Raw genomic sequence first — 23144 nt, 5'->3', positions numbered from 1 at the left:
CTACCCGAACCGCGCGGCGCCGGCCTCGGCCCGCGCGGGACCAGAGTCACGCCATGAAGCTCGAACACCCGGACCGCCTGATGAACCGCACGCCCCTCTCGCTCGCCGCGCTCGAAACGCACGACGCGTTCGCCGAACGCCACATCGGCCCCGACGCCGCCAGCCAGCAGGCCATGCTCGACACGCTCGGCTTCGCGTCGCGCGCCGCCCTGATCGACGCCGTGATCCCGGCCTCGATCCGCCGCGCCGAAACGCTGCCGCTCGGCCCGTTCGCGCAGCCGAAGAGCGAGGCCGAAGCGCTCGCCGCGCTGCGGGTTCTCGCGGACAAGAACCAGGTGTTCCGCTCGTATATCGGTCAGGGTTACCACGACACGCACACGCCGGCCGTGATCCTGCGCAACGTGCTCGAAAACCCGGCGTGGTACACGGCCTACACGCCGTACCAGCCTGAAATTTCCCAGGGCCGCCTCGAGGCGCTCCTGAACTTCCAGCAGATGGTCGCCGACCTGACGGGCCTCGCGATCTCGAACGCGTCGCTGCTCGATGAAGCGACCGCCGCGGCCGAAGCGATGACGCTGCTGCAGCGCACCGGCAAGCCGGCGTCGAACGTGTTCTACGTCGCCGACGACGTGCTGCCGCAAACGCTCGAAGTGATCCGCACGCGCGCGCTGCCGGTCGGCATCGAGGTCAGGACGGGCCCGGCCGCCGACGCGGCGCAGGCGAACGCATTCGGCGTGCTGCTGCAATACCCGGGCGTGAACGGCGACGTGCGCGACTACCGCGCGCTCACCGAAGCGATCCATGCGGCCGGCGGCCACGTGGTCGTCGCGGCCGACCTGCTCGCGCTGACCGTGCTGACGCCGCCCGGCGAATGGGGCGCGGACGTCGCGATCGGCAACACGCAGCGCTTCGGCGTGCCGATGGGCTTCGGCGGCCCGCACGCCGCCTATCTCGCGGTGCGCGACGAATTCAAGCGCCAGATGCCGGGCCGCCTCGTCGGCGTGACGGTCGACGCACAGGGCAAGCCCGCGCTGCGCCTCGCGCTGCAGACGCGCGAACAGCACATCCGCCGCGAGAAGGCGACGTCGAACGTGTGTACCGCGCAGGCGCTGCTCGCGATCATGGCCAGCATGTACGCGGTCTACCACGGCCCGCACGGCCTGAAGACGATCGCGCTGCGCGTGAACCGCATCGCGGCGCTCTTCGCCGCCGGCGTGAAGCAGCTCGGCTTCGCGACCGTCAACGACACGTTCTTCGACACGCTGACGGTCGACACCGGCGCGCGCACCGCGCAAGTCCATGAATTCGCGAAGGCCAAGCGCATCAACCTGCGCCGCGTGAGCGACACGCAAGTCGGCGTGTCGGTCGACGAAACCACGACGCGCGACGACCTCGCCGACCTGCTCGACGTGTTCGCGCAGGCCGCGGGCGGCACCGCACCGGCCGTCGACGCGCTGGACGCGGGCCTCGCCGGCGTCGCCGCGCTGCCGGCCGGCCTCGAGCGCACGAGCGCGTACCTGACGCACCCCGTGTTCAACCGCCACCATTCCGAAACCGAAATGCTGCGCTACCTGCGCAGCCTGTCGGACAAGGATCTCGCGCTCGACCGCTCGATGATCCCGCTCGGCTCGTGCACGATGAAGCTGAACGCGACGTCGGAAATGCTGCCCGTCACGTGGCCCGAGTTCGGCGGCATCCATCCGTTCGCACCGGCCGAGCAGACCGTCGGCTACCGCGAGATGATCGACCAGCTCGAGCAGATGCTCGTCGCGGCCACCGGCTACGCGGCCGTGTCGCTGCAACCGAACGCCGGCTCGCAGGGCGAGTACGCGGGCCTGCTGATCATCCACGCGTACCACGCATCGCGCGGCGAAGCGCATCGCGACGTGTGCCTGATCCCGGCATCCGCGCACGGCACGAACCCGGCGTCGGCGCACATGGCCGGCATGAAGGTCGTGGTCGTCGCCTGCGACGCGCAGGGCAACGTCGACATCGCCGACCTGAAGGCGAAGGCCGAAGCACATTCGAAGGACCTCGCGGCGATCATGATCACGTATCCGTCGACGCACGGCGTGTTCGAGCAGAACGTCCGCGAGATCTGCGAGATCGTGCACGCGCACGGCGGCCAGGTGTACGTCGACGGCGCGAACATGAACGCGATGGTCGGCCTGACCGCGCCGGGCCAGTTCGGCGGCGACGTGTCGCACCTGAACCTGCACAAGACCTTCTGCATCCCGCACGGCGGCGGCGGCCCGGGCGTCGGCCCGGTCGCGGTCGGCGCGCACCTCGCGAAGTTCCTGCCGAACCAGCGTTCGACCGGCTATGCGCGCGGCGAGGAAGGCATCGGCGCGGTGTCGGCCACCCCGTACGGCTCGGCGTCGATCCTGCCGATCTCGTGGATGTACATCGCGATGATGGGCGCGAAGAACCTGACCGCCGCGACGGAAACCGCGATCCTCAACGCGAACTACATCGCGAAGCGCCTCGCGCCCCACTACCCGGTGCTGTATTCGGGCCCGGGCGGGCTGGTCGCGCACGAGTGCATTCTCGACCTGCGCCCGATCAAGGAGTCGAGCGGCATCAGCGTCGACGACGTCGCGAAGCGCCTGATGGACTACGGCTTCCACGCGCCGACGATGAGCTTCCCGGTGCCGGGCACGCTGATGGTCGAGCCGACCGAATCGGAATCGCAGGAAGAACTCGACCGCTTCATCGCCGCGATGATCGCGATCCGCGAGGAAATCCGCGCGGTCGAGGAAGGCCGCGCCGATCGCGAGGACAACCCGCTGCGTCACGCGCCGCATACGGCGGCCGTCGTCACCGCGAACGAATGGCCGCACGCGTACTCGCGCGAGCAGGCTGCGTACCCGGTCGCGTCGCTCGGCACGAACAAGTACTGGCCGCCGGTCGGCCGCGCGGACAACGCGTACGGCGACCGCAACCTGTTCTGCTCGTGCGTGCCGATGTCGGAATACGCGTAACGCACGCCAGCCCCGGCGCCGCCCGACCATGACCGCACCGCACGCAACCCGGGGTTGCGTGCGGTTTTTGCGTTCGCCGGGCGAACCGGTTCACGTTCCCCCGCCAATCCGGCTAACATCACACGCGATCCAGCCAATGAAGGAGTTCCGCATGGTGCGTCCGATGTTTCCGGGCCATGGTGCAAACAGGACGCGGCCGCACGCGCGTGCCGGTCGTTTCGTGCCGATGCTCGTCGCCTCGCTGTCGCTTGCCGCCGCCGGCCTCGGCGCGTCCGGCGGCGCGCGCGCGGCGATGAATTTCTGCGCGGCGCCGGCGCTGCAGGCGAGCGAGACGACGCAGGCCGAGCCGGGCGTGCAGGCGCTGATCCGCAGCGTCGACGCGCGCATCGGCGAGCAGCCGAAGGCGATGGCGCGCGTGCACACCGAGGGCACGCTGCCGCACGAAGGCATCTACGACCAGAGTGCGGCCGCGCTGAAGGACATGGACCTGATGCGCGACGCGGCGCTCGCGTGGCGCGTGACGAACGCGCCGCGCTACCTGCAGCTCGTCGACCGCTTCCTGTCCGCGTGGGTCTCGACCTACCAGCCGAGCTTCAATCCGATCGACGAAACGCGCTTCGAGAGCCTGATCGTCGCGTACGACATGACCGCGAGCGCGCTGCCGGTAAAAACGCGCAACGCGACGGCCGCGTTCATCGCGAAGCTCGGCGCCGGCTACGTCGCGCAGATCGACGCGCAGAAGCGCCCGCTCACCGGCACCTGGCGCAACAACTGGCAGAGCCACCGGATCAAGCTGATCGCGCTGTCCGCGTTCACGCTCGGCGACCGCAAGATGATGAACGCCGCGCAGCGGCTGTTCGTCGAGCATCTCGCCGACAACATCGGCCCGGACGGCAAGACGTGGGACTTCGAGGAACGCGATGCGCTGCATTACGCGGTCTACGACCTGCAGCCGCTGGTGACGGCCGCGCTCGCCGCGCGCCGCTTCAACCGCAACTGGCTGCGCGAACGCGGCGCGAACGGCGCGACGCTCGCGGCGGCGCTCGACTGGCTCGTGCCGTACGCGCTCGGCGAGAAGACCCACGAGGAATTCGTGAATTCGCCGGTGCCGTTCGACGCGAAGCGCCGCGAGGCCGGCTTGCCGGGCTACACGGGGCAGTGGGACCCGAAAAACGCCACCGAACTCTTCCATCTGGCCGCGCGGCTCGACGGGCGCTATGCCCGCGTCGCGCAGCAGCTTTCCCCAACGCCGCCCGCATGGCTCGCCGCGTGCCTGCCATTGCAGGCGCGCTAGCACTACTCTTAAAGCAAGGCAGGTATCGAAATGGCAGTCAGCGTGTTTGACCTCTTCAAGATCGGCATCGGTCCGTCCAGTTCGCACACGGTCGGGCCGATGCGCGCGGCGCTGATGTTCGTCCAGGGCCTCGAGCGCGACGGGCTGCTCGACGCGACGGCCCACGTGAAGGTCGAGCTGTACGGCTCGCTCGGCGCGACCGGCAAGGGCCACGGCACCGACCGCGGCGTGATGCTCGGCCTGCTCGGCGACGCGCCCGACACCGTCGATCCCGACACGATCGACGCGCGGCTGGAAGACGTCCGCCAGTCGAAGAAACTCGCGCTGCTCGGCACGCATCCGGTGCCGTTCGTGCTGAAGGAGAACATCGCGTTCTACCGCCAGGCGCTGCCCGAGCATCCGAACGGGATGAAGCTGCGCGCGAGCGACGCGAACGGCGCGGTACTGGTCGAGCGCACCTACCTGTCGGTCGGCGGCGGCTTCGTCGTGACGGCCGGCGCGCCGAACACGAAGGTGCTAAGCGCGGCCGAGCAGATGACGCACCCGTTCCGCACCGGCGCCGAGCTGCTCGCGCTGACCGCGTCGACCGGCAAGTCGATCGCGCAGCTGATGTGGGAAAACGAGCGCGCGTGGCACACCGAGGAAGAAACGCGCGACGGGCTGCTGAAGATCTGGGCCGTGATGCAATCGTGCGTGTCGCGCGGCTGCGGGATCGGCAACCCCGACGCCGACGGCAACCTGCCCGGCCCGTTCCAGGTCAAGCGCCGCGCGCCGCAACTGTACCGCACGCTGACCGGCAGCCCGGAGCGCGCGCTGCAGGATCCGCTGTCGATGATCGACTGGATCAACCTGTATGCGATCGCGGTCAACGAGGAAAACGCGGCCGGCGGCCGCGTGGTCACCGCGCCGACCAACGGTGCGGCCGGCATCATCCCGGCCGTGCTGCACTACTACACGCGCTTCACGCCCGGCGCGAACGAGCAAGGCGTGATCGACTTCCTGCTGACGGCCGCCGCGATCGGCATTCTGTACAAGCTCAACGCGTCGATCTCGGGCGCGGAAGTCGGCTGCCAGGGCGAAGTGGGTGTCGCGTGCTCGATGGCGGCCGGCGCGCTCGCGGCCGTGCTCGGCGGCACGCCGCAGCAGGTCGAGAACGCGGCCGAGATCGGCATGGAACACAACCTCGGCCTCACCTGCGACCCGGTCGGCGGGATGGTGCAGATCCCGTGCATCGAGCGCAACGCGATGGCGTCGGTGAAGGCCGTCAATGCGGCGCGCATGGCGCTGCGCGGCGACGGCTCGCACTACGTGTCGCTCGACTCCGTGATCAAGACGATGCGCGAGACCGGCGCCGACATGAAGACGAAGTACAAGGAAACGTCGCGCGGCGGGCTGGCGGTGAACATCGTCGAGTGCTGATGCGGGTTCCGGCGGCCACGCGGGTCACGATGTCCCGCATGGCCGCCGGGCGCTAACGGGCGTGCATCAGTCGTTCAACCCGTTCTCGAGCCGCAAGCCCGGATAACCGGCGAAGTCCCGCTCGTTGTGGGTCACGAGCACGACGTCGAGCGGCACAGCGTGAGCGGCGATCGGTTTGTCGGGATGATCTTCTTCCGCTCGCGGGCGGGGTTCATGCACACCGCGACAGGCTCGATGCAAGCCAGGTATCCGCATGACGCCATCACGGCCACTGCCGTCGCGCATGCAACACGCGAAGAATTGCCACGATGTGCTCGGTGGGTCGAATGCGATAGACGAGCACATGGTTCGGCGCAATCACCAGCTCGCGCGTACCTGCCACCCGCCCTCGCCGATACAGTTCCGCGCGCGCCGGCAACGCCGGTGCCTTCTCCTCCAGCAGTTCGTCCAGTTCGAGCGCGGCCAGCGGATCGTCCTGGCCGATATGGTCCATGATCGCGGCGCGATCCTCGCGCGCCTTGGGATTCCAGTACAGCGCGAGGGTCAAGCAGCGCCACCCCGCTTGCCCGCGGCACTTTTCAGCGCCCGGCCAACGGGCGTAAGCTGTACGTCCCGCTACCCAGGGAGACGGCAGCCCATGTCGCATGCCAAGGATCTCGAGCCGCGCGCCACCACCGGTGCGCGACTGCTCGTCGATGCGTTGCTCGCCAATCACGTCGAACGCGTCTTCTGCGTGCCGGGCGAAAGCTTCCTCGCCGTACTCGATGCGCTGGCGGACGACACCGCGCGCATCCAGACGGTCGTCTGCCGTCACGAGGCGGCCGCCGCGAACATGGCCGAAGCGGTCGGCAAGCTGACCGGCCGTCCCGGCATCGCATTCGTCACGCGCGGGCCCGGCGCGACCCATGCGTCGATCGGCGTGCACACCGCGTTCCAGGATTCGACGCCGATGATCCTGTTCGTCGGCCAGTGCGCACGCGAGCACCTCGACCGCGAAGCCTTCCAGGAAATCGACTACCGCCGGATGTTCGGCCAGATGGCGAAATGGGTCGCGCAGATCGACGACCCGCGCCGCCTCCCCGAATACCTGAGCCATGCGTTTCACGTCGCGACGTCGGGCCGGCCCGGCCCGGTCGTGCTCGCGCTGCCGGAGGACGTGCTGTCCGAAGCGTGCGCGTCCCAACCCGTCGTGCCGGCCGCGAAACGCGTCGCGGCCGCGCCGTCGGCCGCGCAGATCGACGAGCTGCGCGAGCGGCTCGCGCGCGCGGAGCGGCCGTTCGCGATCGTCGGCGGCAGCGGCTGGACGCCCGACGCGTGCGCGAACCTGCGCACCTTCGTCGAACGCTGGCAACTGCCGGTCGCGTGCGCGTTCCGCTTCCAGGACACGATCGACAACGCGCACCCGAACTACGCGGGCGACGTCGGCCTCGGGATCAACCCCGCGCTCGCGAAACGCATCCGCGACGCCGACCTGCTGCTCGTGATCGGGCCGCGCCTCGGCGAAGCCACGACCGGCGGCTATACGCTGCTCGACATCCCGAAAACGCGCCAGACGCTGATCCACGTGCACCAGGGCGCCGACGAACTCGGCCGCGTGTATGCGGCCGACCTGCCGATCGTGTCGGGAATGCCCGAGATCGCCGCGCCGCTTGCCGCGCTCGAGCCGCCCGACCGTCCGGCATGGGCCGGCGCGGCCGCCGACGCCCATCGCGCGTACCGCGAATGGCATGCGCCGCTGCCGATGCCCGGCGACGTCCAGCTCGGCGACGTGATGGTGCAGTTGCGCGAGCGCCTGCCGCACGACGCGATCCTGACCAACGGCGCCGGCAACTATGCGATCTGGCTGCATCGCCACTTCGCGTACCGGCACTTCCGTTCGCAGCTCGCGCCGACCAGCGGCGCGATGGGCTACGGGCTGCCGGCCGCGCTCGCCGCGAAGTCGCTGTACCCGTCGCGCGCGGTCGTCGCGCTGGCGGGCGACGGCTGCTTCATGATGGCCGGCAACGAACTCGCGACCGCGATGCAGTACGGGCTGAACATCGTCGCGATCGTCGTCAACAACGGGCATTTCGGCACGATCCGCATGCATCAGGAGCGCAACTATCCGGGCCGCGTGCACGGCACGGGGCTCACGAATCCCGATTTCGCCGCCTATGCGCGTGCATTCGGCGCGCATGGCGAGACGGTCGAGCGCACCGCCGAATTCGCGCCCGCGCTCGAGCGCGCGCTGACCTGCGGGTTGCCCGCGGTGATCGAGATCCGCATCCCGCAGGACGCCAGCACGCCGGCCGCGACGCTCGAACAGATCCGCGAGCAAGGCCGCCGGGCGCGCGGCGGGTGACGGTGGACACGCACACCGCGCCGCCCGGCGCCGGGCTGTCGCATGAGGACGCGCTGGCCTGCCCCGGCACGCTGCTCGCGCCCGACGGCGCGCTCGTCGCGCCGTACGACCTCGAGTCCGGCAACCTGCGTGCCGACGGCCACGTGCCGGCCGCGCCCGCGCTCGGCCTGCTGCACGCCGCGCATCGGCCGTTCCGGCTCGATTACGACGACGCGCGACACGTGCACGTGATCAACGGAATGGGCGTCACGCTCGGCGATTCGGTGATCGGGCTGACGGCCGTCGCCGCGCTGCGTGCGGCCCACCCGGGCCTGCGTTTCACGCTGTACCGGCCGGCCCGCGCGCCGCGCTATGTCGACACGCTGTATGCGCTCGCGGCCGACGTCGTCGCGCCGTCGCGCACGCTGCCGTGCCCGGTCGACGCGCTGCCCGCCGATGCGCCATGCATCGACGTCGGCAATCACCTGTACTGGCCCGCATTCGCGCGGCTGCCGATGATCGATTTCTTCCTGGATGCGCTCGGCGTCGACCCGGCCGCCGTACCGGCCGCCGCGAAGCGCAACCGCTGGCTCGCCCGGCTGCCGCTGCCCGCGCTGCCGGCCGCGTGGCAGCGGCCGTACGTCCTGTTCTGCCCGAACGCGAGCACCGCCGTGCGCAGCGTGCCGCCCGCGCTGCGCGCGGCATTCGTGGATCGGCTCGTGCAGCGCTACGGGCTGCCGGTGGCCGGTTTCGGCCCGGTCGCGCATCCCCACTACGTCGACGTGAGCGGCGACGCCACCGACACCGCGCGCTTCATCTCGTGGGTCAAGGGCGCCCGCCTGCTGTTCGCGCCCGACACGGCCGCCTTGCATCTCGCCGACGGTTTCGACGTGCCGACGCTCGCGTGCTTCACGACGATCGGGCCGGCGCTGCGCGTGCGCGACTATCCGCATTGCGTACCGGTCGAACTCGAATTGCCGGCCGAATTGCGCGGGCTGCACCGCAGCGAGCGGCCGGACGATCTCGCGGCGGTCGAAGCCGCTTACCGGAACGTCGACTGGGATGGGCTGCCGTGGCCCGCACCGCGCGATGCGGCGGCGGCCACCGGATAAGGAACCCGGGTGCGGCAGCGAGTCGGAACGTCGCCCCCGCCGCCTTCGTCACCCCGCGCCGACTCGCACCACGCGATCGCGCAGCGTCTCCGACGGCCGCTTGCCGAACAGGCGCCGGTAATCGGTCGCGAACTGGCTCAGGTGCCAGAAGCCCCATGCCTCCGCGACATCCTGCACCGAGCCGGCCGCGCGGCCGCACAGGTCGCGCCGCGCGCCGTTCAGCCGCAGCGTGCGCAGGTAGGTCGCGGGCGCCATCCCGAGCACGTCCTGGAAGCAGTACTGCAGCGTGCGCCGGCTCACGTGCAACTGCTCGCACAATTCCGGCACGCCGACCGGGCGCGTACGGTGCGCGAGCACGTAGTCGCGCGCCTGATCGACGATCCAGCGACGCGTCGACGGCGCGGCGCCGCTGCCGTCGTCGGCCGGGTGCGCGCACACGTCGAACAGCGCGGCCAGCACGTCGGCCTGCAGGTCGTCGCGCTGCGCATCGGGCAGCGGGCCGGCCATCGCCACCGCGCCGTCGAGGCGGCGGCCGAGCAGCGCGCACAGGCGCGCGAGCCGCGCATCGCCGACCTGCATCACGCACTGCGTGAACAGCCGCTCGTCGAGCGCACGGCGTTCGACCTCCTGCGCGTAGCGGCGCAGCACGTCGCCGCGCACGACGACGCCGTAGATCGAGAACTGCGCGGGCGTCACCAGTTCGAATTCGACGTTGCCGGGCCGGAACGCGAGCGCACCGGGCCCGATGCGGCACGCATCGACGCGCGCCGTGCCGTCGGACACGAGCGGAATGCCGAACCAGTACGCGTCGCCGCGCACTTCGCACGCCTGACGCAGCAGGTGGCTCGTCGATTCGCGAAACAGCTTCATCGTGTCGAGCGGCAGCTCGGTCAGCGTGCCGACGAAGCGGCCGGCCGCAAGCTGGTCGTAAGTCTGCCGCCAGCCGATCAGGTTGCGCGCCTGCTCGTCCGCATCGTGCGCGACGCTGACGACCGCCTGCCCGGCCAGCGCATCGTCGCCCTGCGCATTGCGCCGCGTGTCTTCGGCGGTCGGTTCTTCCCTGCACGCCACGTATTGATCCATCGTGTCCTCCCTCACCTGCGCGGAACCGCGCCTGTCACGCAAGTCCCGTGCCGAACCGCATGGCCCAGCGAATCGCCCGCCATTGCACGCTGTCCGGCCGATACGCGCCATGCGGGCGCACCCGAAGGCGGCGGCGCGCGCACGCCGCCGGTGCGATACGCGGTGCAACATGCGCCGCGACCGCGCATCCGTGCCGCGACCGGCTCCCGCACACCGGCTAGCCGGCCGGCTTCAGCCGCACGACCCGCGTGCCGCAGTTGCCGTACGCCTGCGCGACCGCCAGCTCGACGATCGTGCTGCCCGCCGCCCACGGCGCCGCGTCCGCTTCGGGCTGATCGGCCCGCAACGTGGCGCGGCCGTTGATCCGGTACCGGATCCCGCGCACGAAATCGACGAACAGCAACCCGACGCCGCTGCCGTCGTACACGGCCGACGCGATCCGGCCGCCGCCGTCATGTGCGGGCAACGCGAACCGCAGCGTCTTCGTGTCGATCACGCGAACGACGGGCAGCAGATCGCCGTTCGCATCGCGCAGGCTCTGCACGATGTCGCAGGTCACGACAGCGCCGGTGCCGCCCGCTGCGCCGACGAACATGAACGGCTGCGATTCGACGAACTGCCGCACGCCGATGCTCAGGCGCGTCGTCACGACGTCGCTCATCCGCTCGGCTTCGTCGGCGACGCCGAAGCGGTGCTGCGCGTCGAGTTCACCCGCATGAAATACCGGGTGACGCGGAAAGGATCGGGGCGGTTCTGCCATGCTGGTTCTTGTTAAGCGCGTGAGCGCACCGTGCCGCCGCGAACGGGCGGCCGCCGGTGTCGTCTCCGGTGCCGGATGCGACGATGCAGCGTCGGCGCCGAATGTCGAAATCGAAACGGGCCAGGCGCCGCGCGAGCGCGCCCGGCGCCGTATGCACTGCCCGCGTCGCCGTGAAAGACCGGCAACCGCACCGGCCGGCGTTGCGCTGCCGGCCGGTGCGTCCCGGCGCTTGCCCCGTGTCGGCGATCAGAAGAACCCGAGCGCCTCGGCCTGATAGCTCACCAGCAGGCACTTCGTCTGCTGATAGTTCGACAGCGCCATCTTGTGCGTCTCGCGGCCGATCCCCGACTGCTTGTAGCCGCCGAACGCCGCATGCGCGGGGTACAGGTGATAGCAGTTGGTCCACACGCGGCCGGCCTCGACCTCGCGGCCCATCCGGTACGCACGCGTGCCGTTGCGCGTCCACACACCGGCGCCGAGCCCGTAGAACGTGTCGTTCGCGAGTTCGATCGCTTCCTGCTCGTCCTTGAACGTCATCACCGACGCGACCGGCCCGAAGATCTCTTCCTGGAACACGCGCATCTTGTTGTTGCCGAGCAGCATCGTCGGCTTCACGTAGTAGCCCGTGCCGAGTTCCGCGGCCGGCGCCGTGCGCTCGCCGCCCGTCAGGCATTGCGCGCCTTCGCCGCGGCCGATGTCGATGTACGACAGGATCTTGTCGAGCTGCTGCTGCGACGCCTGCGCGCCGATCATCGTCTGCAGGTCGAGCGGGTGGCCGGCCTTGATGCGTTCGACGCGCGCGACGGCCTTCTCGATGAAGCGTTCGTAGATCGATTCCTGGATCAGGATCCGCGACGGGCACGTGCACACTTCGCCCTGGTTCAGCGCGAACATCGCGAGCCCTTCGAGCGCCTTGTCGAGGAACGCGTCGTCCTGGTCAAGCACGTCGGCGAAGAAGATGTTCGGGCTCTTGCCGCCCAGTTCGACCGTCGACGGGATCAAGCTCTCGGCCGCGGCGCGCAGGATGTGCTTGCCGACCGGCGTCGAGCCCGTGAACGCGATCTTCGCGATCCGCTTGCTGGTCGCGAGCGCTTCGCCCGCTTCCTTGCCGAAGCCGTTCACGATGTTGATCGTGCCGGCCGGGAACAGGTCGCCGATCAGCTCCATCAGCACCAGCACCGACGCGGGCGTCTGCTCGGCCGGCTTCATCACGACGCAGCAGCCGGCCGCGAGCGCCGGCGCGAGCTTCCACGCGGCCATCAGCAGCGGGAAGTTCCACGGGATGATCTGGCCGACCACGCCAAGCGGTTCGTGGAAGTGGTACGCGACGGTGTTGTCGTCGATCTCGGAGATGCCGCCCTCTTGCGCGCGGATGCAGCCCGCGAAGTAGCGGAAGTGGTCGATCGCGAGCGGCAGGTCGGCGGCCATCGTCTCGCGCAGCGGCTTGCCGTTGTCGATCGTCTCGGCCACGGCCAGCAGCTTCAGGTTCTTTTCCATCCGGTCGGCGGCGGCGAGCAGCAGGTTCGCGCGCTCGGCCACGGACGTCTTGCCCCACTTGCGGCGCGCGGCGTGCGCGGCGTCGAGCGCCAGCTCGATGTCGTCGGCGCCCGAGCGCGGCACGCGGCAGAACGGCTGGCCGTTGATCGGCGACACGTTCTCGAAATACTCGCCCTTCACCGGCGCGACCCACTTGCCGCCGATGTAGTTGTCGTACTGCTGACGGTACGGGTATTCGACGTCGAGGCCCAGTTGCTTCAGGTCAAACGGGTTCATACATGTCTCCTGTTCATCGTGCTTTGTGTGGATGCAGCGCCGGTTGGAATGCGCTGCATCCGTTTACGCAACATGCGTGCCAAACAGGACATGACCACGTCGATCACCGCCGGCCCGTGTGCGCACCGTACGGTGTTCACGCGTGAAGCACGATGGGTGCGCCGATTCTGAACACCGCGATTGCGCAGCGGCGCGGCCGGTGTTCGAAATTTCCACAGTGCGCGGCACTGCGCTGCACGCGGATGCGGGCCGCGCCGCGTGGCATGTCGCTTGCGTGCGACCCGACGATCGACACGCAACGGCATTCGCGCCGCCCGACACCATGAACGACCCGTGCCCGCTGACCGACGACGCCATCGCGTTCATCCGCGAGCAGGCCTTCCTGATCGTCGCGACCGCCGACGCGGCCGGCAACGGCGACTGCTCGTACCGCGGCCGCCAGCCGCGCGGCGACGGCTCGTTCGAGCCGCTCGTCCACCTGCCCGACCGCCGCACGCTCGTGCTGCCCGACTTCGCGGGCAACAACCTGTTCAACACGATCGGCAACCTGCTCGTGAATCCCGCGATCGCGCTACTGTTCGTCGATTTCGTGCGCCAGACGACCTGGCTCGTGCAGGGACGCGCGACGATCGACGAGGATGCGGCAAGCCGCGCGCACCTGTGGCCCGATGCGTTGCGCTATGTGGTGGTCGACGTGGAACGGGCACAGGCGCGGGCCGATGCGGCGCTGCCGCCGCTCGTGCTCGCATGACGCGTCGCGTGTGATCCACGCGCGACGGAATAGGCCGGCGCGCGGCTTGCCGTCATCCGCACCGCCACGCGCGACGACGACGCAACGCTCAACGTCCGTGCGTTTCCGCGCAGGCCGGTTCGATCCGGCCGCGCACTGGCGCGCCGGCGCCGTCATCCGCTTCAGGCGTTTCAGCCACGGCAGCCCGCCCGCCGAGAAACGCGAACACCACGGCGGCACACAACACGGTAACGACGGCCAGCCCGGTCAGCAGCCGGTCGAACGCATGCGCGTAGCTCGCGATCAACGCCGCGTGCCCGACGCCCGGCAACGCGGCGGCCGCGCCTGCGAGATCGCCGGTCGCGAGCCGTGCGGCCGCCCGCAGCGTCGCGTCCGGCGTGCCGGCCGCGCCCGCCGCCTGCGTCAGCCCGGTCCGCGCGAGCGCGGCCAGCACCGCGCCGACGATCGCCAGCGCGATCCCCTCGCCGGCCACCCGCGTCGTGCTGAAAATGCCCGTCGCCATCCCCGCGCGCTCCTTCGGCACGACGCTCACCGACAGCCCGTCCATCAGCCCCCACGGCATGCCGGCGCCGACGCCGATCGCGAGCATCGGCGCGATCGCCGCGGGCCCCGCGCCGCCGCGCAACGCGATGCCCAGCCACACGAGCCCGGCCGCCGCGACGAGGAGCCCGAGCCCCGAGATCACGCCGGCCGACAGCCAGCGCGTGAGCGTCGCCGCGACGAACGGCACGACCAGCATCGGCGCGGAGATCGCGAGCATCAGCCAGCCGGCGTCGATCTCGCTGAAGCCGTCGATGCCGATGAAGCGCAGCGGCAGCACGACGAGCAGCACGATGTAGCAGCAGCAGGTCGACACCGGCAGCACCTGCACGCCGACGAAGCGCGCGATGCGAAACAGCGACAGGTCGAGCATCGGCCGCGCGACACGCGTCTCGATCGTCACGAACGCAGCCGCGCCAAGCGCCGCCCCGGCCAGCAGCGCGATCACGAGCGCGCTCGACCCGCCGCGCGCGGGCGCCTCGATCACGCCGAACGTGAACAGCGTCAGCGCGGCCGTGAACGCGGCCGTGCCCGGCCAGTCGAGCCCCGTCGCGTGCGGGTCGCGCGACTCGTGCATGCGCGGCAGCCCGAACACGAGCGACAACACGCCGGCCACCGCGCTCGTCATGAAGATCGCGCGCCAGCCGTAGTGCCCGATCAGGCCGCCGGCGAGCACGGGCCCGAACGCGAGCCCGATGCCGAAGGTCGTGCCGAGCAGGCTGAACGCACGCGTGCGCGCCGCGCCGTCGAACTCCTGCGCGAGCGCGGCGGTACCGCCGGCGAGCGCCGCGGCGGCCGCGAGCCCTTGCGCGGCGCGCAGCAGGTCGACCGCGAGCATCGACGGCGCGAACGCGAGCGCGACCGACATCAGCGTGAAGCCGCCGACGCCGATCGCGAACAGGCGCTTGCGCCCGAACTGGTCGGCGAGCGCGCCCGACGCCATCAGGAAGCTGCCGAACGCGAGCATGAACGCGTTGGTGATCCAGTTCATCGCGACCGGGCTGCCGTGCAGGTCGCGGCCGATGGCCGGCGTCGCGACCGCACCGCCCGAAAACGACAGCGGCAGCGCGACGGCGGCCATGCAGACGGCGGCCAGCACCCATGCGCGCCGGCGCGCCGACTGGGCCGAAACGGCTGATACAGGGTGATCCATCATCGCTCCTCGAAAAGCCGGCGCGGCTGCGCCGTCAGAGCGACAGAAGATAAATCCGATTCAATCCGCGAAAAACTACGCAAAGCTCCGCATATAACGGACTAAAATTCCGCAATTCCCGTGGCGCGAGCGTCGTCTTGCGCCCTTCGATTCGATGGAACAATGGAAAACCTCTCCGGCATCGTCGCGTTCGTCCGCACCGCCGAAGCGTTGAGCTTCGTCGCGGCCGGCCGTGCGCTCGGCATTTCGGCGTCGGCGGTCGGCAAGACGATCGCGAAACTCGAACAGTCGCTCGGCGTGCGCCTGTTCAACCGCACGACGCGACGCGTCACGCTCACCGACGAGGGACGACACTTCTACGAACGCTGCCAGCGGATCCTCGAGGATTTCCGCGATGCGGAAGCGGCCGTGACGGCGTCCGCGCAGCGCCCGCGCGGCAGGCTGCGCGTGAGCCTGCCGGTGATCGGCTACCGCTTCCTGCTGCCCGTACTGCCGGAATTCCGGCAGCGCTATCCGGACGTCGAGCTCGATCTCGATTTCAACGACCGGATGGTCGACGTCGTCGAGGGCGGGTTCGACGCGGTGATCCGCAGCGGCCCGCTGTCCGATTCGAGCCTGATGTCGCGGCGGCTCGGCCCGTTCGCGTTCGTGCTGTGCGCGACGCCCGCGTATCTCGCGCAGGCCGGCACGCCGCGCACGCCGCGCGACCTCGAGGCGCACGACTGCATACGCTACTGCTTCCCGACCACCGGCAAGCTGCAGGACTGGGCGCTCGCGGCCGACGACGGCACGCCGCTGAAGCTGCGCACCGCGATGACCTGCAACAACATGGAGGCGTTGCGCGGCACCGTGCTCGCGGGGCTCGGCATCGGCTACATGCCCGACTTCCTCGCGCGCGACGCACTCGAACACGGCGCGCTCGTCACCGTGCTCGACGACTACCGGATCGCGCCGGGGCAGTTCTCGATCGTGTGGCCGTCGAGCCGGCAACTATCGCCGAAGCTGCGCGTGTTCGTCGATTTCCTGTGCGAGCGGCTGTTCAGGTAGTCACGCCGCGCCGATCCGCCCGGCTTCCGCCGGCGGCGGCAGCGCATCGCTGTCGTCCTTCAGCCCCACGCCGGTGAGCCCGAGGCGGCGCGCATGCGTCATCAGGTAATGCAGCTTGTGCGCGGCTGCCGCATGCGGCAGCCCTTCGGGCCGTACGTTCGAGATGCAGTTGCGCAGCGCATCGTGGCAGCCGACTTTCGGCGCCCACGTCAGGTACACGCCGAGGCTGTCCGGCGAGCTGAGCCCCGGCCGTTCACCGATCAGCATCGCGACGACCTTCGCGCGCAGCAGCTCGCCGATCTCGTCGCCGAGCGCGACGCGCGCCTGCTTCGCGACCACCACCGGCCCGACGCGCCAGCCGTCCGCGTCGAGCCGCGGCCGCACGGCCTGCAGCAGCGGCAGCGCCTGCTTCGCGGCCGCGAACGCCGACAGCCCGTCGCCGACCACGAACACGACGTCCGGCGCCTCGTCAAGCGCCGCGCCGTAGCCGGCCAGCAACCCGCGGCTGTCGTCCGACAGCTTGCGGCCAAGATCGGGCCGGCGCAGGTAATGGTCGCGATCCGGCGCGGCGCTCTGCACGCCGAGCGTCGGCAGCAGGCCGGCCGCCTCGATCTCGCGCCGCAGCGCGTCCGCATCGAGCGGCTGGTGCACCGCGTCGCGCGCCTGCGCATGCGACAGGTTGAAGGCCAGCAGCGGCGCGGTCGGCAGGCTGTTGCCCGCGCGGCCGAGCGCGATCCGCGCGTTCGTGAACGACTTCAGCTGCGCCCACGGATTCTTCTCGACGGCGTCGCTCATGCGGACACCCCCATCCAGTCGTTCGCCCCCGCGAGCAGCGGCACGCGTGCCGTCGCCGTGCGCAGCACGCCGTGCGCGTCGGCGATCTCCATCGTCTCCAGCCATTCCTCGAATTCCGGCGCGCGGCGCAGCCCGAGCACCTCGCGCACGTAGAGCTGGTCGTGAAACGACGTGCTCTGGTAGTTCAGCATCACGTCGTCCGCGCCCGGGATCCCCATGATGAAGTTGATGCCGGCCGCCCCGAGCAGCGTCAGCAGCGTGTCCATGTCGTCCTGGTCGGCTTCCGCGTGGTTCGTGTAGCAGATGTCGCAACCCATCGGCACGCCGAGCAGCTTCCCGCAGAAGTGATCCTCGAGCCCCGCGCGGATGATCTGCTTGCCGTCGTACAGGTATTCGGGGCCGATGAAGCCGACCACCGTGTTCACGAGGAACGGCTCGAACTTGCGCGCGACCGCATACGCGCGCACTTCGCAGGTCTGCTGGTCGACGCCGAAGTGCGCGTTCGCCGACAGCGCGCTGCCCTGGCCCGTCTCGAAATACATCAGATTGTTGCCGACGGTGCCGCGCTTCAGCGCCAACGCGGCCTCGCGCGCCTCGCCGAGCAGGGCCAGCGAGATGCCGAAGCTCGCGTTCGCTTTCTCCGTGCCCGCGATCGACTGGAACACGAGATCGACCGGCGCGCCCTTCTCGATCGCCGCGATCGTGTTGGTCACGTGCGTGAGCACGCACGACTGGGTCGGCACGCCGTAGCGTTCGCGGAACGCGTCGATCATCGCGAGCAGCTTGACGATCGCCGCGAGGCTGTCGGTGGCCGGGTTGATGCCGATCATCGCGTCGCCGCAGCCGTACATCAGCCCGTCGAGCATCGACGCGGCGATGCCCTTCACGTCGTCGGTCGGGTGGTTCGGCTGCAGCCGCACCGACATCCGGCCGGCCAGCCCGACCGTGTTGCGAAAGCGCGTGACGACGCGGCGCTTGCGCGCGGCCGCGATCAGGTCCTGGTTGCGCATCAGCTTCGACACGGCCGCGACCATCTCGGGCGTGAGGCCCGGCGCGATCCGTTCGAGCGCCGCGCCGTCGGCCGCGGGCGACAGCAGCCAGTTGCGGAAATCGCCGACGGTGAGGTGCGAGATTTCCGCGAACGCCTGCGCGTCGTGATCGTCGATGATCAGGCGCGTGACCTCGTCGTCTTCGTACGGAATCACCGCCTCGTTCAGGAACGCCTTCAGCGGCACGCCCGCGAGCGCGATCTTCGCGGCCACGCGCTCCTCCTCGCTCGCCGCCGCGACGCCGGCGAGCTGGTCGCCGGAACGCAGCGGGCTCGCCTTCGCGAGCAGCGTCTTCAGGTCCGCGAAGCGGTACGTGCGCGGACCGATCGTCTCCGTATAGGACATCTGCGAGCCTCCTTGCCCATCCTTGCCAAAAGCCGACGGCGCGCCCGTTCGACGGGGCGCGCCGGATGCCGTCAGAAACGGCCTGCCATCTTCACGCTGCTCACTCCTCCAGCAGCGCGTCGCCCGGCGCACTCGCCCGCTGCGAACGCGTCGCGAGGAAGTACGCGTAGCCGACCGCGAGGAAGCCGACGAATACCAGCGCGACCAGCCCGTTGAAATACACCATCGTGCCGAGACAGACGAGCGCGGCCAGGATCGCGAACGCCGGGAAGATCGGGTACATCGGCGCGCGGAACGGCCGCGCCATGTTCGGCTGCGTGCGGCGCAGCTTGAACAGCGACGCCATGCTCACGATATACATCACGATCGCGCCGAATACCGACATCGTCACGATGTTCGCGGTCAGCGTCTGCCCGCCGAACTGGATCAGCTCGTCGCTGTAGATCGCCGCGATGCCGACCACGCCGCCCGCGAGGATCGCGCGATGCGGGGTCTTGAAGCGCGGATGGACCTTGCCGAGCCATTCGGGCAGGTAGCCCTCGCGGGCCAGCGCGAAGATCTGGCGCGAATAACCGAGGATGATCCCGTGGAACGACGCGACGAGCCCGAACAGCCCGAGCCACACGAGCATGTGCATCCAGCCGCTGTTCGCGCCGACGATGTACTTCATCGCCTGCGGCAGCGGATCGTTGATGTTCGCGAGCTTGGTCCAGTCGCCCGCGCCGCCGGCGAACACCATCACGCCGATCGCGAGCGCAACGAGCGTCAAGATCCCGGCGACGTACGCGATCGGAATCGAGCGCTTCGGGTTCTTCGCTTCCTCGGCGGCCATCGCGACGCCTTCGATCGCGAGGAAGAACCAGATCGCGAACGGGATCGCCGCGAACATCCCGTGGAACGCACCCACGCTGAAATGATCGGCTCCCGACCAGCCGCCCTTCGCGAAGTTGCTCCACGCGAAGCCCGGCGACACGACGCCCATGAACACCAGCAGCTCGAAGATCGCGAGCAGCGTGACGACGAGCTCGAAGGTCGCCGCGATCTGCACGCCGACGATGTTCAGCGCCATGAACACGAGATACGCACCCATCGCCGCGTGCTTCGGCTCGAGGCCGGGGAACTGCACGTGCAGGTACGCGCCGATCGCGAGCGCGATCGCGGGCGGCGCGAAGACGAACTCGACGAGCGTCGCGGCGCCGGCGAGATAACCGCCGGTCGGGCCGAACGCGCGGCGCGCATAGGCGAACGGGCCGCCGGCATGGGGGATCGACGTCGTCAGCTCGGTGAAACTGAAGATGAAGGTCGTGTACATCGCCGCGACGAACAGTGCGGTGATGACGAAGCCCAGCGTGCCGGCGCTCGCCCAGCCATAGCTCCAGCCGAAGTATTCGCCGGAAATCACGAGGCCGACCGCGATGCCCCACAGTTGCCAGGTCCCGAGCGTCTGCTGCAGCGCGGGCTGGCCGGACTTGGCGCCGGCGGCGGGCCGGCCATTCGACTCTGCTTTCATCGGACATTCTCCTCAAGGGCGCCGGGCCTTGCCGGCCCGCGCGACTGAGAATCGATGCTAGAGAGTCATTAAACGACGTGTTATCGAAATTCGGCAAAGATCGCGGCTGACATTTCGCTGACGGAAACGCCGGCCGCGCGGGTTGCAACGGCGATCCGGCCGCACGACGCGGGCCGGATCGCCCGTGCTTACTGGCCGCCGCCGCGCTGGTTGAACCAGCGGTCGAGCAGCTTGCCGGCCGCCTCGCGGCCGCCGAGGCCGAACGACAGCGCCACGGCCACCGCGATCGCGCCGAGCACGAGGCCGAACGCGAGCTGGACGATCTCGTTCGCGATGCCCATCGCGCGCAGCCCCATCGCGAACACGAGGCCGAGGATCGCGAATTGCGCGATGCGCGCGAACAGCACGCTGTGTTCGCGGTCGGCCTGCTCGAGCACGCGGCGCGCGAGGCCCGCGAGCCACACGCCGATCACGAGGATCACGCCGCCCATCAGCACGTGGCCGCCGAATTCGATGAACAGCGTGACGACGTCGCGCACCTGCGAGAAACCGAGCCGGTTCGCGGCTTCGACCGACGCGAACAGCATCGCGAAGAACACGATCAGCCGTGCGACCAGCACCGACGGCTGCAGGATGCCCGAGAACACGCGCTCGACGCCGAGCACCGCCGGCAGCCCGTCGGCGCCCGCGGCTTCGAGCAGCTTCTGCGCGAGCGACGCGACGAAGCGCGCGAAGTAGAACGTGACGACCACGATCACGATCGCCGCGACGATGTCCGGCACCGCGCCGAGGAACTGGTTCAGCATGTTGGTCGCGGGAATCGAGATCGCCTCGATCTTCAGCGCGTCGAGCGCGGAGATCAACGTCGGCACGAACACGAACACGTAGACGATCGTGCCGATCAGGCTCGACACGCGCACGGGCGTCGGGCTGTCGAGGCGCTGCGTGAGGCGATCGGCGCCGGCGGCGACCAGCAGGTTCGTCACGAGGCCGCGCAGCACGCGCGCGACGACCCAGCCGACGAAGCCGATCACCGCGGCCGCGAACAGGTTCGGCACGATCGCGAGCAGCTTGTCGACCATCCCCTGCACCGGCGACAGCAGCCCCGACAGCGCGAACGACGCGAGGATCGCCGGCAGGAACATCAGGATCACGAGCCAGAACAGCACATCGCCGAGATAGCCGCTCATCGGCTGCATGCCGGCGCCTTCGGACAGCTTGTCGTCGATCCGGCTGGCCTTCAGCGCGCGGTTCGCGAGGCTGCGCAGCAGCGACGCGATGAGCCACGCGATCAGCGTCAGCGCCGCGCCGCCGATCAGGTTCGGCAGGTAGTTGACGATGTGCGTGACGAGCAGCGAGAACGGATTGGAAACCGCATACAGGTTGAGCACGTTGAAGATGCCCACCGCGGTGACGAGCAGCACGAGCCAGAACAGCCCGCCGGCGATGATGCGCTCGACGCACGCGCCCTGGCCGGTGCTGTCGCTGATCCGCTTGTCGACCTTCAGCGCGCTGAGCAGGCGCAGCGCGCCGGCCCGCACCACCACCGCGATCAGCCAGCCGATCACCAGGATGCCGATCGCGCCGGCGATCTTGGGCAGGTATCCGCCTAGCGTGCTCTGCAGCGACGTGATGAAGCTGGAAGCATCCATTTCTTCTTCTCCCGAAAACGTGGTGTTGCGATTGAACATCGACGAACTACCTGCGTACTTCGAAAAGCGTGCGGCCCTGTCCGAGCAACTTACCCGAGAAAAATGACGCGATCACCCGATTTCACCGTCTTTAACTTTAGTCATTGATTGCGGAGGGGCAAGACCCCATTTCGGCAAAAATAAAAAGGGGCGGATTCAGGGCGGCTACGCATTTCCGCAAGATTTGTCCATCGCGCCCGTGCTACCGTTTTCCGTTCTCGCCCCGGACCCGTCGATGACAGCCGAAACGAAAACCGACCGCCCCGCGTGGCGCCGCTATGCGGCAAGCGTGACGCGCGTTCACGAAACCATCCTCGCGCACCTCGATGGCCCGCTCGACCTGAACCGGCTCGCCGAAGTCGCGTGCCTGTCGCCGTATCACTGGCAACGCGTGTACCGCGCGCTGTACGGCGAGTCGATCGTGCTGACGGTACGGCGGATGCGCATCGTGCGCGCGCCCGAGGATCTCGTGTGCACCGCGCGGCCGATCGACGAGATCGCGCGGCGCGCGGGCTACGGTTCGGCGCGCGCGTTCGCGCGGGCATTCCGCGACGCCTACGGCGTGGCGCCCGCGCAGCACCGGCGCACGGGCGTGCACCGGCCGATCTACCCGCTACAGAGAGGAGAGGAAGACATGTTCAAGCAAGAGGTCGAGATCCGGCGCCTGCCGGAACTGCGTGGCTACGCGGTGGCGCATGCCGGCGCTTACCTGAAGGTCGGCGATGCGTTCGGGCGGATCGGCGCGTGGGTCGGACAGCACGGGCTGATCGGCCCGGGCGCGAAGATGATCGGCATTTTCTACGACGATCCGGACACGACGCCCGAAGCGCAGTTGCGCGCGAAGGCGTGCTTCATGCCGGCCGACGGCGCGCCGGACGTCGAGCCCGCGCCGCCGGTCGAACGCGCGACGGTGGCCGGCGGCGAGTACGCGGTGCTGCTGCATACGGGGCCGTATGCGGACCTGAAGACGGCCTACCAGTGGCTCTACGGCGACTGGCTGCGTCACTCGGGCCGCGAAGCCGCCGACGCGCCGCCGTTCGAGCTGTACCTCAACACGCCGATGGATGCGGCGCCGGCCGACCTGCGCACCGAGATCTACCTGCCGTTGCGCTGATCGACAGGCCGCCGGGCCCGCCGTGAAACGACGCGCGCCGGCCGATGATCATGCGCGCAGGCGTGTTAAGTCGCCTGCGTCCCGCACCCGGAACAGAAACGCGCGTCGGCCGCCAGCGCCGTGTGGCAACGGCTGCAGGCCCGGCTGCGTTGGGCCGCGCCGCACTGCGCGCAGAAGCGCGCATCGGCCGCATTCAGCGCGCCGCAGCCCGCGCACGCGAGCTGGCTCAGCGGCAGGTTGCCGCCCTGGCCGCCGTTGGTCGCATCGGCCTCCTGCCAGCCCCAGCCGTGGCGATCCCGGCCGCGTGCATCGTGGCCGCCGTGCCCGTCACGACGCTGGCCGCCGTGATGCCCGCCGCCGTGGCCACCGCTGCCGTGGCCGCCCAGGATCCGTTTCAGAAAGCTCAT

At 69.7% G+C, this 23144-nt stretch carries 18 protein-coding genes and 1 pseudogene; 8 read left to right on the top strand and 11 right to left on the bottom strand.

The window, feature by feature from the left end:
* The first annotated feature begins 53 nt into the window (after window positions 1–53).
* From gcvP to VXM69_RS19870, 3 genes are all read left to right on the top strand, one after another.
* Window positions 54–2981 carry an aminomethyl-transferring glycine dehydrogenase gene (gene gcvP / locus VXM69_RS19880; RefSeq protein WP_367190069.1) on the top strand — a complete coding sequence of 976 codons (2928 nt, stop codon included), beginning with the start codon at window positions 54–56 and terminating at the stop codon, window positions 2979–2981.
* A 151-nt stretch (window positions 2982–3132) separates the two neighbouring features.
* Window positions 3133–4275 (top strand): alginate lyase family protein, encoded by a 1143-nt coding sequence (locus tag VXM69_RS19875; RefSeq protein ID WP_034188244.1) that lies wholly within the window; start codon window positions 3133–3135, stop codon window positions 4273–4275.
* A gap of 30 nt (window positions 4276–4305) precedes the next feature.
* Window positions 4306–5694 carry an L-serine ammonia-lyase gene (locus tag VXM69_RS19870; protein WP_034188139.1) on the top strand — a complete coding sequence of 463 codons (1389 nt, stop codon included), beginning with the start codon at window positions 4306–4308 and terminating at the stop codon, window positions 5692–5694.
* Between the two features lie 66 nt (window positions 5695–5760).
* Here the strand turns inward: VXM69_RS19870 and VXM69_RS19865 are convergent.
* Together VXM69_RS19865 and VXM69_RS19860 are read right to left on the bottom strand one after the other, a co-directional pair.
* Window positions 5761–5889 (bottom strand): annotated as a pseudogene (locus VXM69_RS19865) (VapC toxin family PIN domain ribonuclease); the annotation flags it as partial.
* 67 nt (window positions 5890–5956) lie between these two features.
* The gene (locus VXM69_RS19860; RefSeq protein WP_124670640.1) at window positions 5957–6241 is read right to left on the bottom strand and encodes a type II toxin-antitoxin system RelE/ParE family toxin; all 285 of its coding nucleotides are present in this window, start codon (window positions 6239–6241) and stop codon (window positions 5957–5959) included.
* Window positions 6242–6331: 90 nt separating this feature from the next.
* On the opposite strand from VXM69_RS19860, the gene VXM69_RS19855 reads away from it, so the two are divergent.
* Together VXM69_RS19855 and VXM69_RS19850 are read left to right on the top strand one after the other, a co-directional pair.
* Window positions 6332–8035, top strand: a complete 1704-nt coding sequence (locus VXM69_RS19855) for a thiamine pyrophosphate-binding protein (protein WP_367190068.1) — start codon at window positions 6332–6334, stop codon at window positions 8033–8035.
* Window positions 8032–9126, top strand: coding sequence for a glycosyltransferase family 9 protein (locus VXM69_RS19850; protein WP_059559438.1), 1095 nt, complete (start codon window positions 8032–8034; stop codon window positions 9124–9126). Before VXM69_RS19855 ends, VXM69_RS19850 begins: the two co-directional genes overlap by 4 nt.
* Window positions 9127–9174: 48 nt before the next feature.
* On the opposite strand, the gene VXM69_RS19845 is transcribed toward VXM69_RS19850, so the two are convergent.
* From VXM69_RS19845 to VXM69_RS19835, 3 genes are all read right to left on the bottom strand, one after another.
* A complete protein-coding gene (locus VXM69_RS19845; protein ID WP_367190067.1) occupies window positions 9175–10209 on the bottom strand; it encodes a helix-turn-helix domain-containing protein in 1035 nt (344 codons plus the stop codon).
* A gap of 217 nt (window positions 10210–10426) precedes the next feature.
* Window positions 10427–10969 carry a hypothetical protein gene (locus VXM69_RS19840; protein WP_049029862.1) on the bottom strand — a complete coding sequence of 181 codons (543 nt, stop codon included), beginning with the start codon at window positions 10967–10969 and terminating at the stop codon, window positions 10427–10429.
* A gap of 246 nt (window positions 10970–11215) precedes the next feature.
* Window positions 11216–12742: an aldehyde dehydrogenase family protein gene (locus VXM69_RS19835; protein ID WP_034188145.1), complete on the bottom strand. Its 1527-nt coding sequence runs from the start codon at window positions 12740–12742 to the stop codon at window positions 11216–11218.
* A 217-nt stretch (window positions 12743–12959) separates the two neighbouring features.
* Here VXM69_RS19835 and VXM69_RS19830 point away from each other — a divergent pair, with 217 nt between their 5' ends.
* Window positions 12960–13493: a pyridoxamine 5'-phosphate oxidase family protein gene (locus tag VXM69_RS19830; RefSeq protein WP_367190196.1), complete on the top strand. Its 534-nt coding sequence runs from the start codon at window positions 12960–12962 to the stop codon at window positions 13491–13493.
* Between the two features lie 88 nt (window positions 13494–13581).
* Here the strand turns inward: VXM69_RS19830 and VXM69_RS19825 are convergent, their stop codons facing one another.
* The gene (locus VXM69_RS19825; RefSeq protein WP_034188146.1) at window positions 13582–15186 is read right to left on the bottom strand and encodes an MFS transporter; all 1605 of its coding nucleotides are present in this window, start codon (window positions 15184–15186) and stop codon (window positions 13582–13584) included.
* Window positions 15187–15348: 162 nt separating this feature from the next.
* On the opposite strand from VXM69_RS19825, the gene VXM69_RS19820 reads away from it, so the two are divergent.
* On the top strand, window positions 15349–16233 hold the full coding sequence (locus VXM69_RS19820; RefSeq protein WP_059559446.1) for a LysR family transcriptional regulator: 885 nt from the start codon (window positions 15349–15351) through the stop codon (window positions 16231–16233).
* On the opposite strand, the gene eutC is transcribed toward VXM69_RS19820, so the two are convergent.
* The 4 genes from eutC to VXM69_RS19800 all read right to left on the bottom strand — a co-directional run bounded on the left by eutC (window position 16234) and on the right by VXM69_RS19800 (window position 21584).
* The gene (gene eutC / locus VXM69_RS19815) at window positions 16234–17028 is read right to left on the bottom strand and encodes an ethanolamine ammonia-lyase subunit EutC (RefSeq protein WP_034188148.1); all 795 of its coding nucleotides are present in this window, start codon (window positions 17026–17028) and stop codon (window positions 16234–16236) included.
* Window positions 17025–18422 (bottom strand): ethanolamine ammonia-lyase subunit EutB, encoded by a 1398-nt coding sequence (locus VXM69_RS19810; protein WP_367190066.1) that lies wholly within the window; start codon window positions 18420–18422, stop codon window positions 17025–17027. Before VXM69_RS19810 ends, eutC begins: the two co-directional genes overlap by 4 nt.
* 100 nt (window positions 18423–18522) lie before the next feature.
* Entirely contained in the window at window positions 18523–19932 is a 1410-nt protein-coding gene (gene eat / locus VXM69_RS19805; RefSeq protein WP_034188150.1) for an ethanolamine permease, read from the bottom strand.
* Window positions 19933–20120: 188 nt separating this feature from the next.
* On the bottom strand, window positions 20121–21584 hold the full coding sequence (locus VXM69_RS19800; RefSeq protein ID WP_069705858.1) for a mechanosensitive ion channel: 1464 nt from the start codon (window positions 21582–21584) through the stop codon (window positions 20121–20123).
* A gap of 274 nt (window positions 21585–21858) precedes the next feature.
* On the opposite strand from VXM69_RS19800, the gene VXM69_RS19795 reads away from it, so the two are divergent.
* Window positions 21859–22737, top strand: a complete 879-nt coding sequence (locus VXM69_RS19795; protein ID WP_367190065.1) for a GyrI-like domain-containing protein — start codon at window positions 21859–21861, stop codon at window positions 22735–22737.
* Between the two features lie 65 nt (window positions 22738–22802).
* Here VXM69_RS19795 and VXM69_RS19790 read toward each other — a convergent pair whose 3' ends face one another.
* Window positions 22803–23144, bottom strand: coding sequence for a zinc ribbon domain-containing protein (locus VXM69_RS19790; protein WP_367190064.1), 342 nt, complete (start codon window positions 23142–23144; stop codon window positions 22803–22805).

This window comes from Burkholderia sp. Ed8 (genome assembly GCF_040761425.1).
Lineage (GTDB): Bacteria > Pseudomonadota > Gammaproteobacteria > Burkholderiales > Burkholderiaceae > Burkholderia > Burkholderia seminalis.
The sequence above is the reverse complement of the archived record's forward strand: the minus strand, read 5'-3'. Positions and strand labels throughout refer to the sequence as shown.

Excerpts from the sequence above, each read along its gene's own strand:
- VXM69_RS19845 (WP_367190067.1), bottom strand. The coding sequence starts at position 10,209 with ATGGATCAATACGTGGCGTGCAGGGAAGAACCGACCGCCGAAGACACG.
- VXM69_RS19870 (WP_034188139.1), top strand. The coding sequence starts at position 4,306 with ATGGCAGTCAGCGTGTTTGACCTCTTCAAGATCGGCATCGGTCCGTCC.
- eat (WP_034188150.1), bottom strand. The coding sequence starts at position 19,932 with ATGAAAGCAGAGTCGAATGGCCGGCCCGCCGCCGGCGCCAAGTCCGGC.
- eutC (WP_034188148.1), bottom strand. The coding sequence starts at position 17,028 with ATGAGCGACGCCGTCGAGAAGAATCCGTGGGCGCAGCTGAAGTCGTTC.
- VXM69_RS19835 (WP_034188145.1), bottom strand. The coding sequence starts at position 12,742 with ATGAACCCGTTTGACCTGAAGCAACTGGGCCTCGACGTCGAATACCCG.
- VXM69_RS19825 (WP_034188146.1), bottom strand. The coding sequence starts at position 15,186 with ATGGATCACCCTGTATCAGCCGTTTCGGCCCAGTCGGCGCGCCGGCGC.
- VXM69_RS19795 (WP_367190065.1), top strand. The coding sequence starts at position 21,859 with ATGACAGCCGAAACGAAAACCGACCGCCCCGCGTGGCGCCGCTATGCG.
- VXM69_RS19810 (WP_367190066.1), bottom strand. The coding sequence starts at position 18,422 with ATGTCCTATACGGAGACGATCGGTCCGCGCACGTACCGCTTCGCGGAC.
- gcvP (WP_367190069.1), top strand. The coding sequence starts at position 54 with ATGAAGCTCGAACACCCGGACCGCCTGATGAACCGCACGCCCCTCTCG.
- VXM69_RS19820 (WP_059559446.1), top strand. The coding sequence starts at position 15,349 with ATGGAAAACCTCTCCGGCATCGTCGCGTTCGTCCGCACCGCCGAAGCG.
- VXM69_RS19800 (WP_069705858.1), bottom strand. The coding sequence starts at position 21,584 with ATGGATGCTTCCAGCTTCATCACGTCGCTGCAGAGCACGCTAGGCGGA.
- VXM69_RS19840 (WP_049029862.1), bottom strand. The coding sequence starts at position 10,969 with ATGGCAGAACCGCCCCGATCCTTTCCGCGTCACCCGGTATTTCATGCG.
- VXM69_RS19855 (WP_367190068.1), top strand. The coding sequence starts at position 6,332 with ATGTCGCATGCCAAGGATCTCGAGCCGCGCGCCACCACCGGTGCGCGA.
- VXM69_RS19790 (WP_367190064.1), bottom strand. The coding sequence starts at position 23,144 with ATGAGCTTTCTGAAACGGATCCTGGGCGGCCACGGCAGCGGTGGCCAC.
- VXM69_RS19875 (WP_034188244.1), top strand. The coding sequence starts at position 3,133 with ATGGTGCGTCCGATGTTTCCGGGCCATGGTGCAAACAGGACGCGGCCG.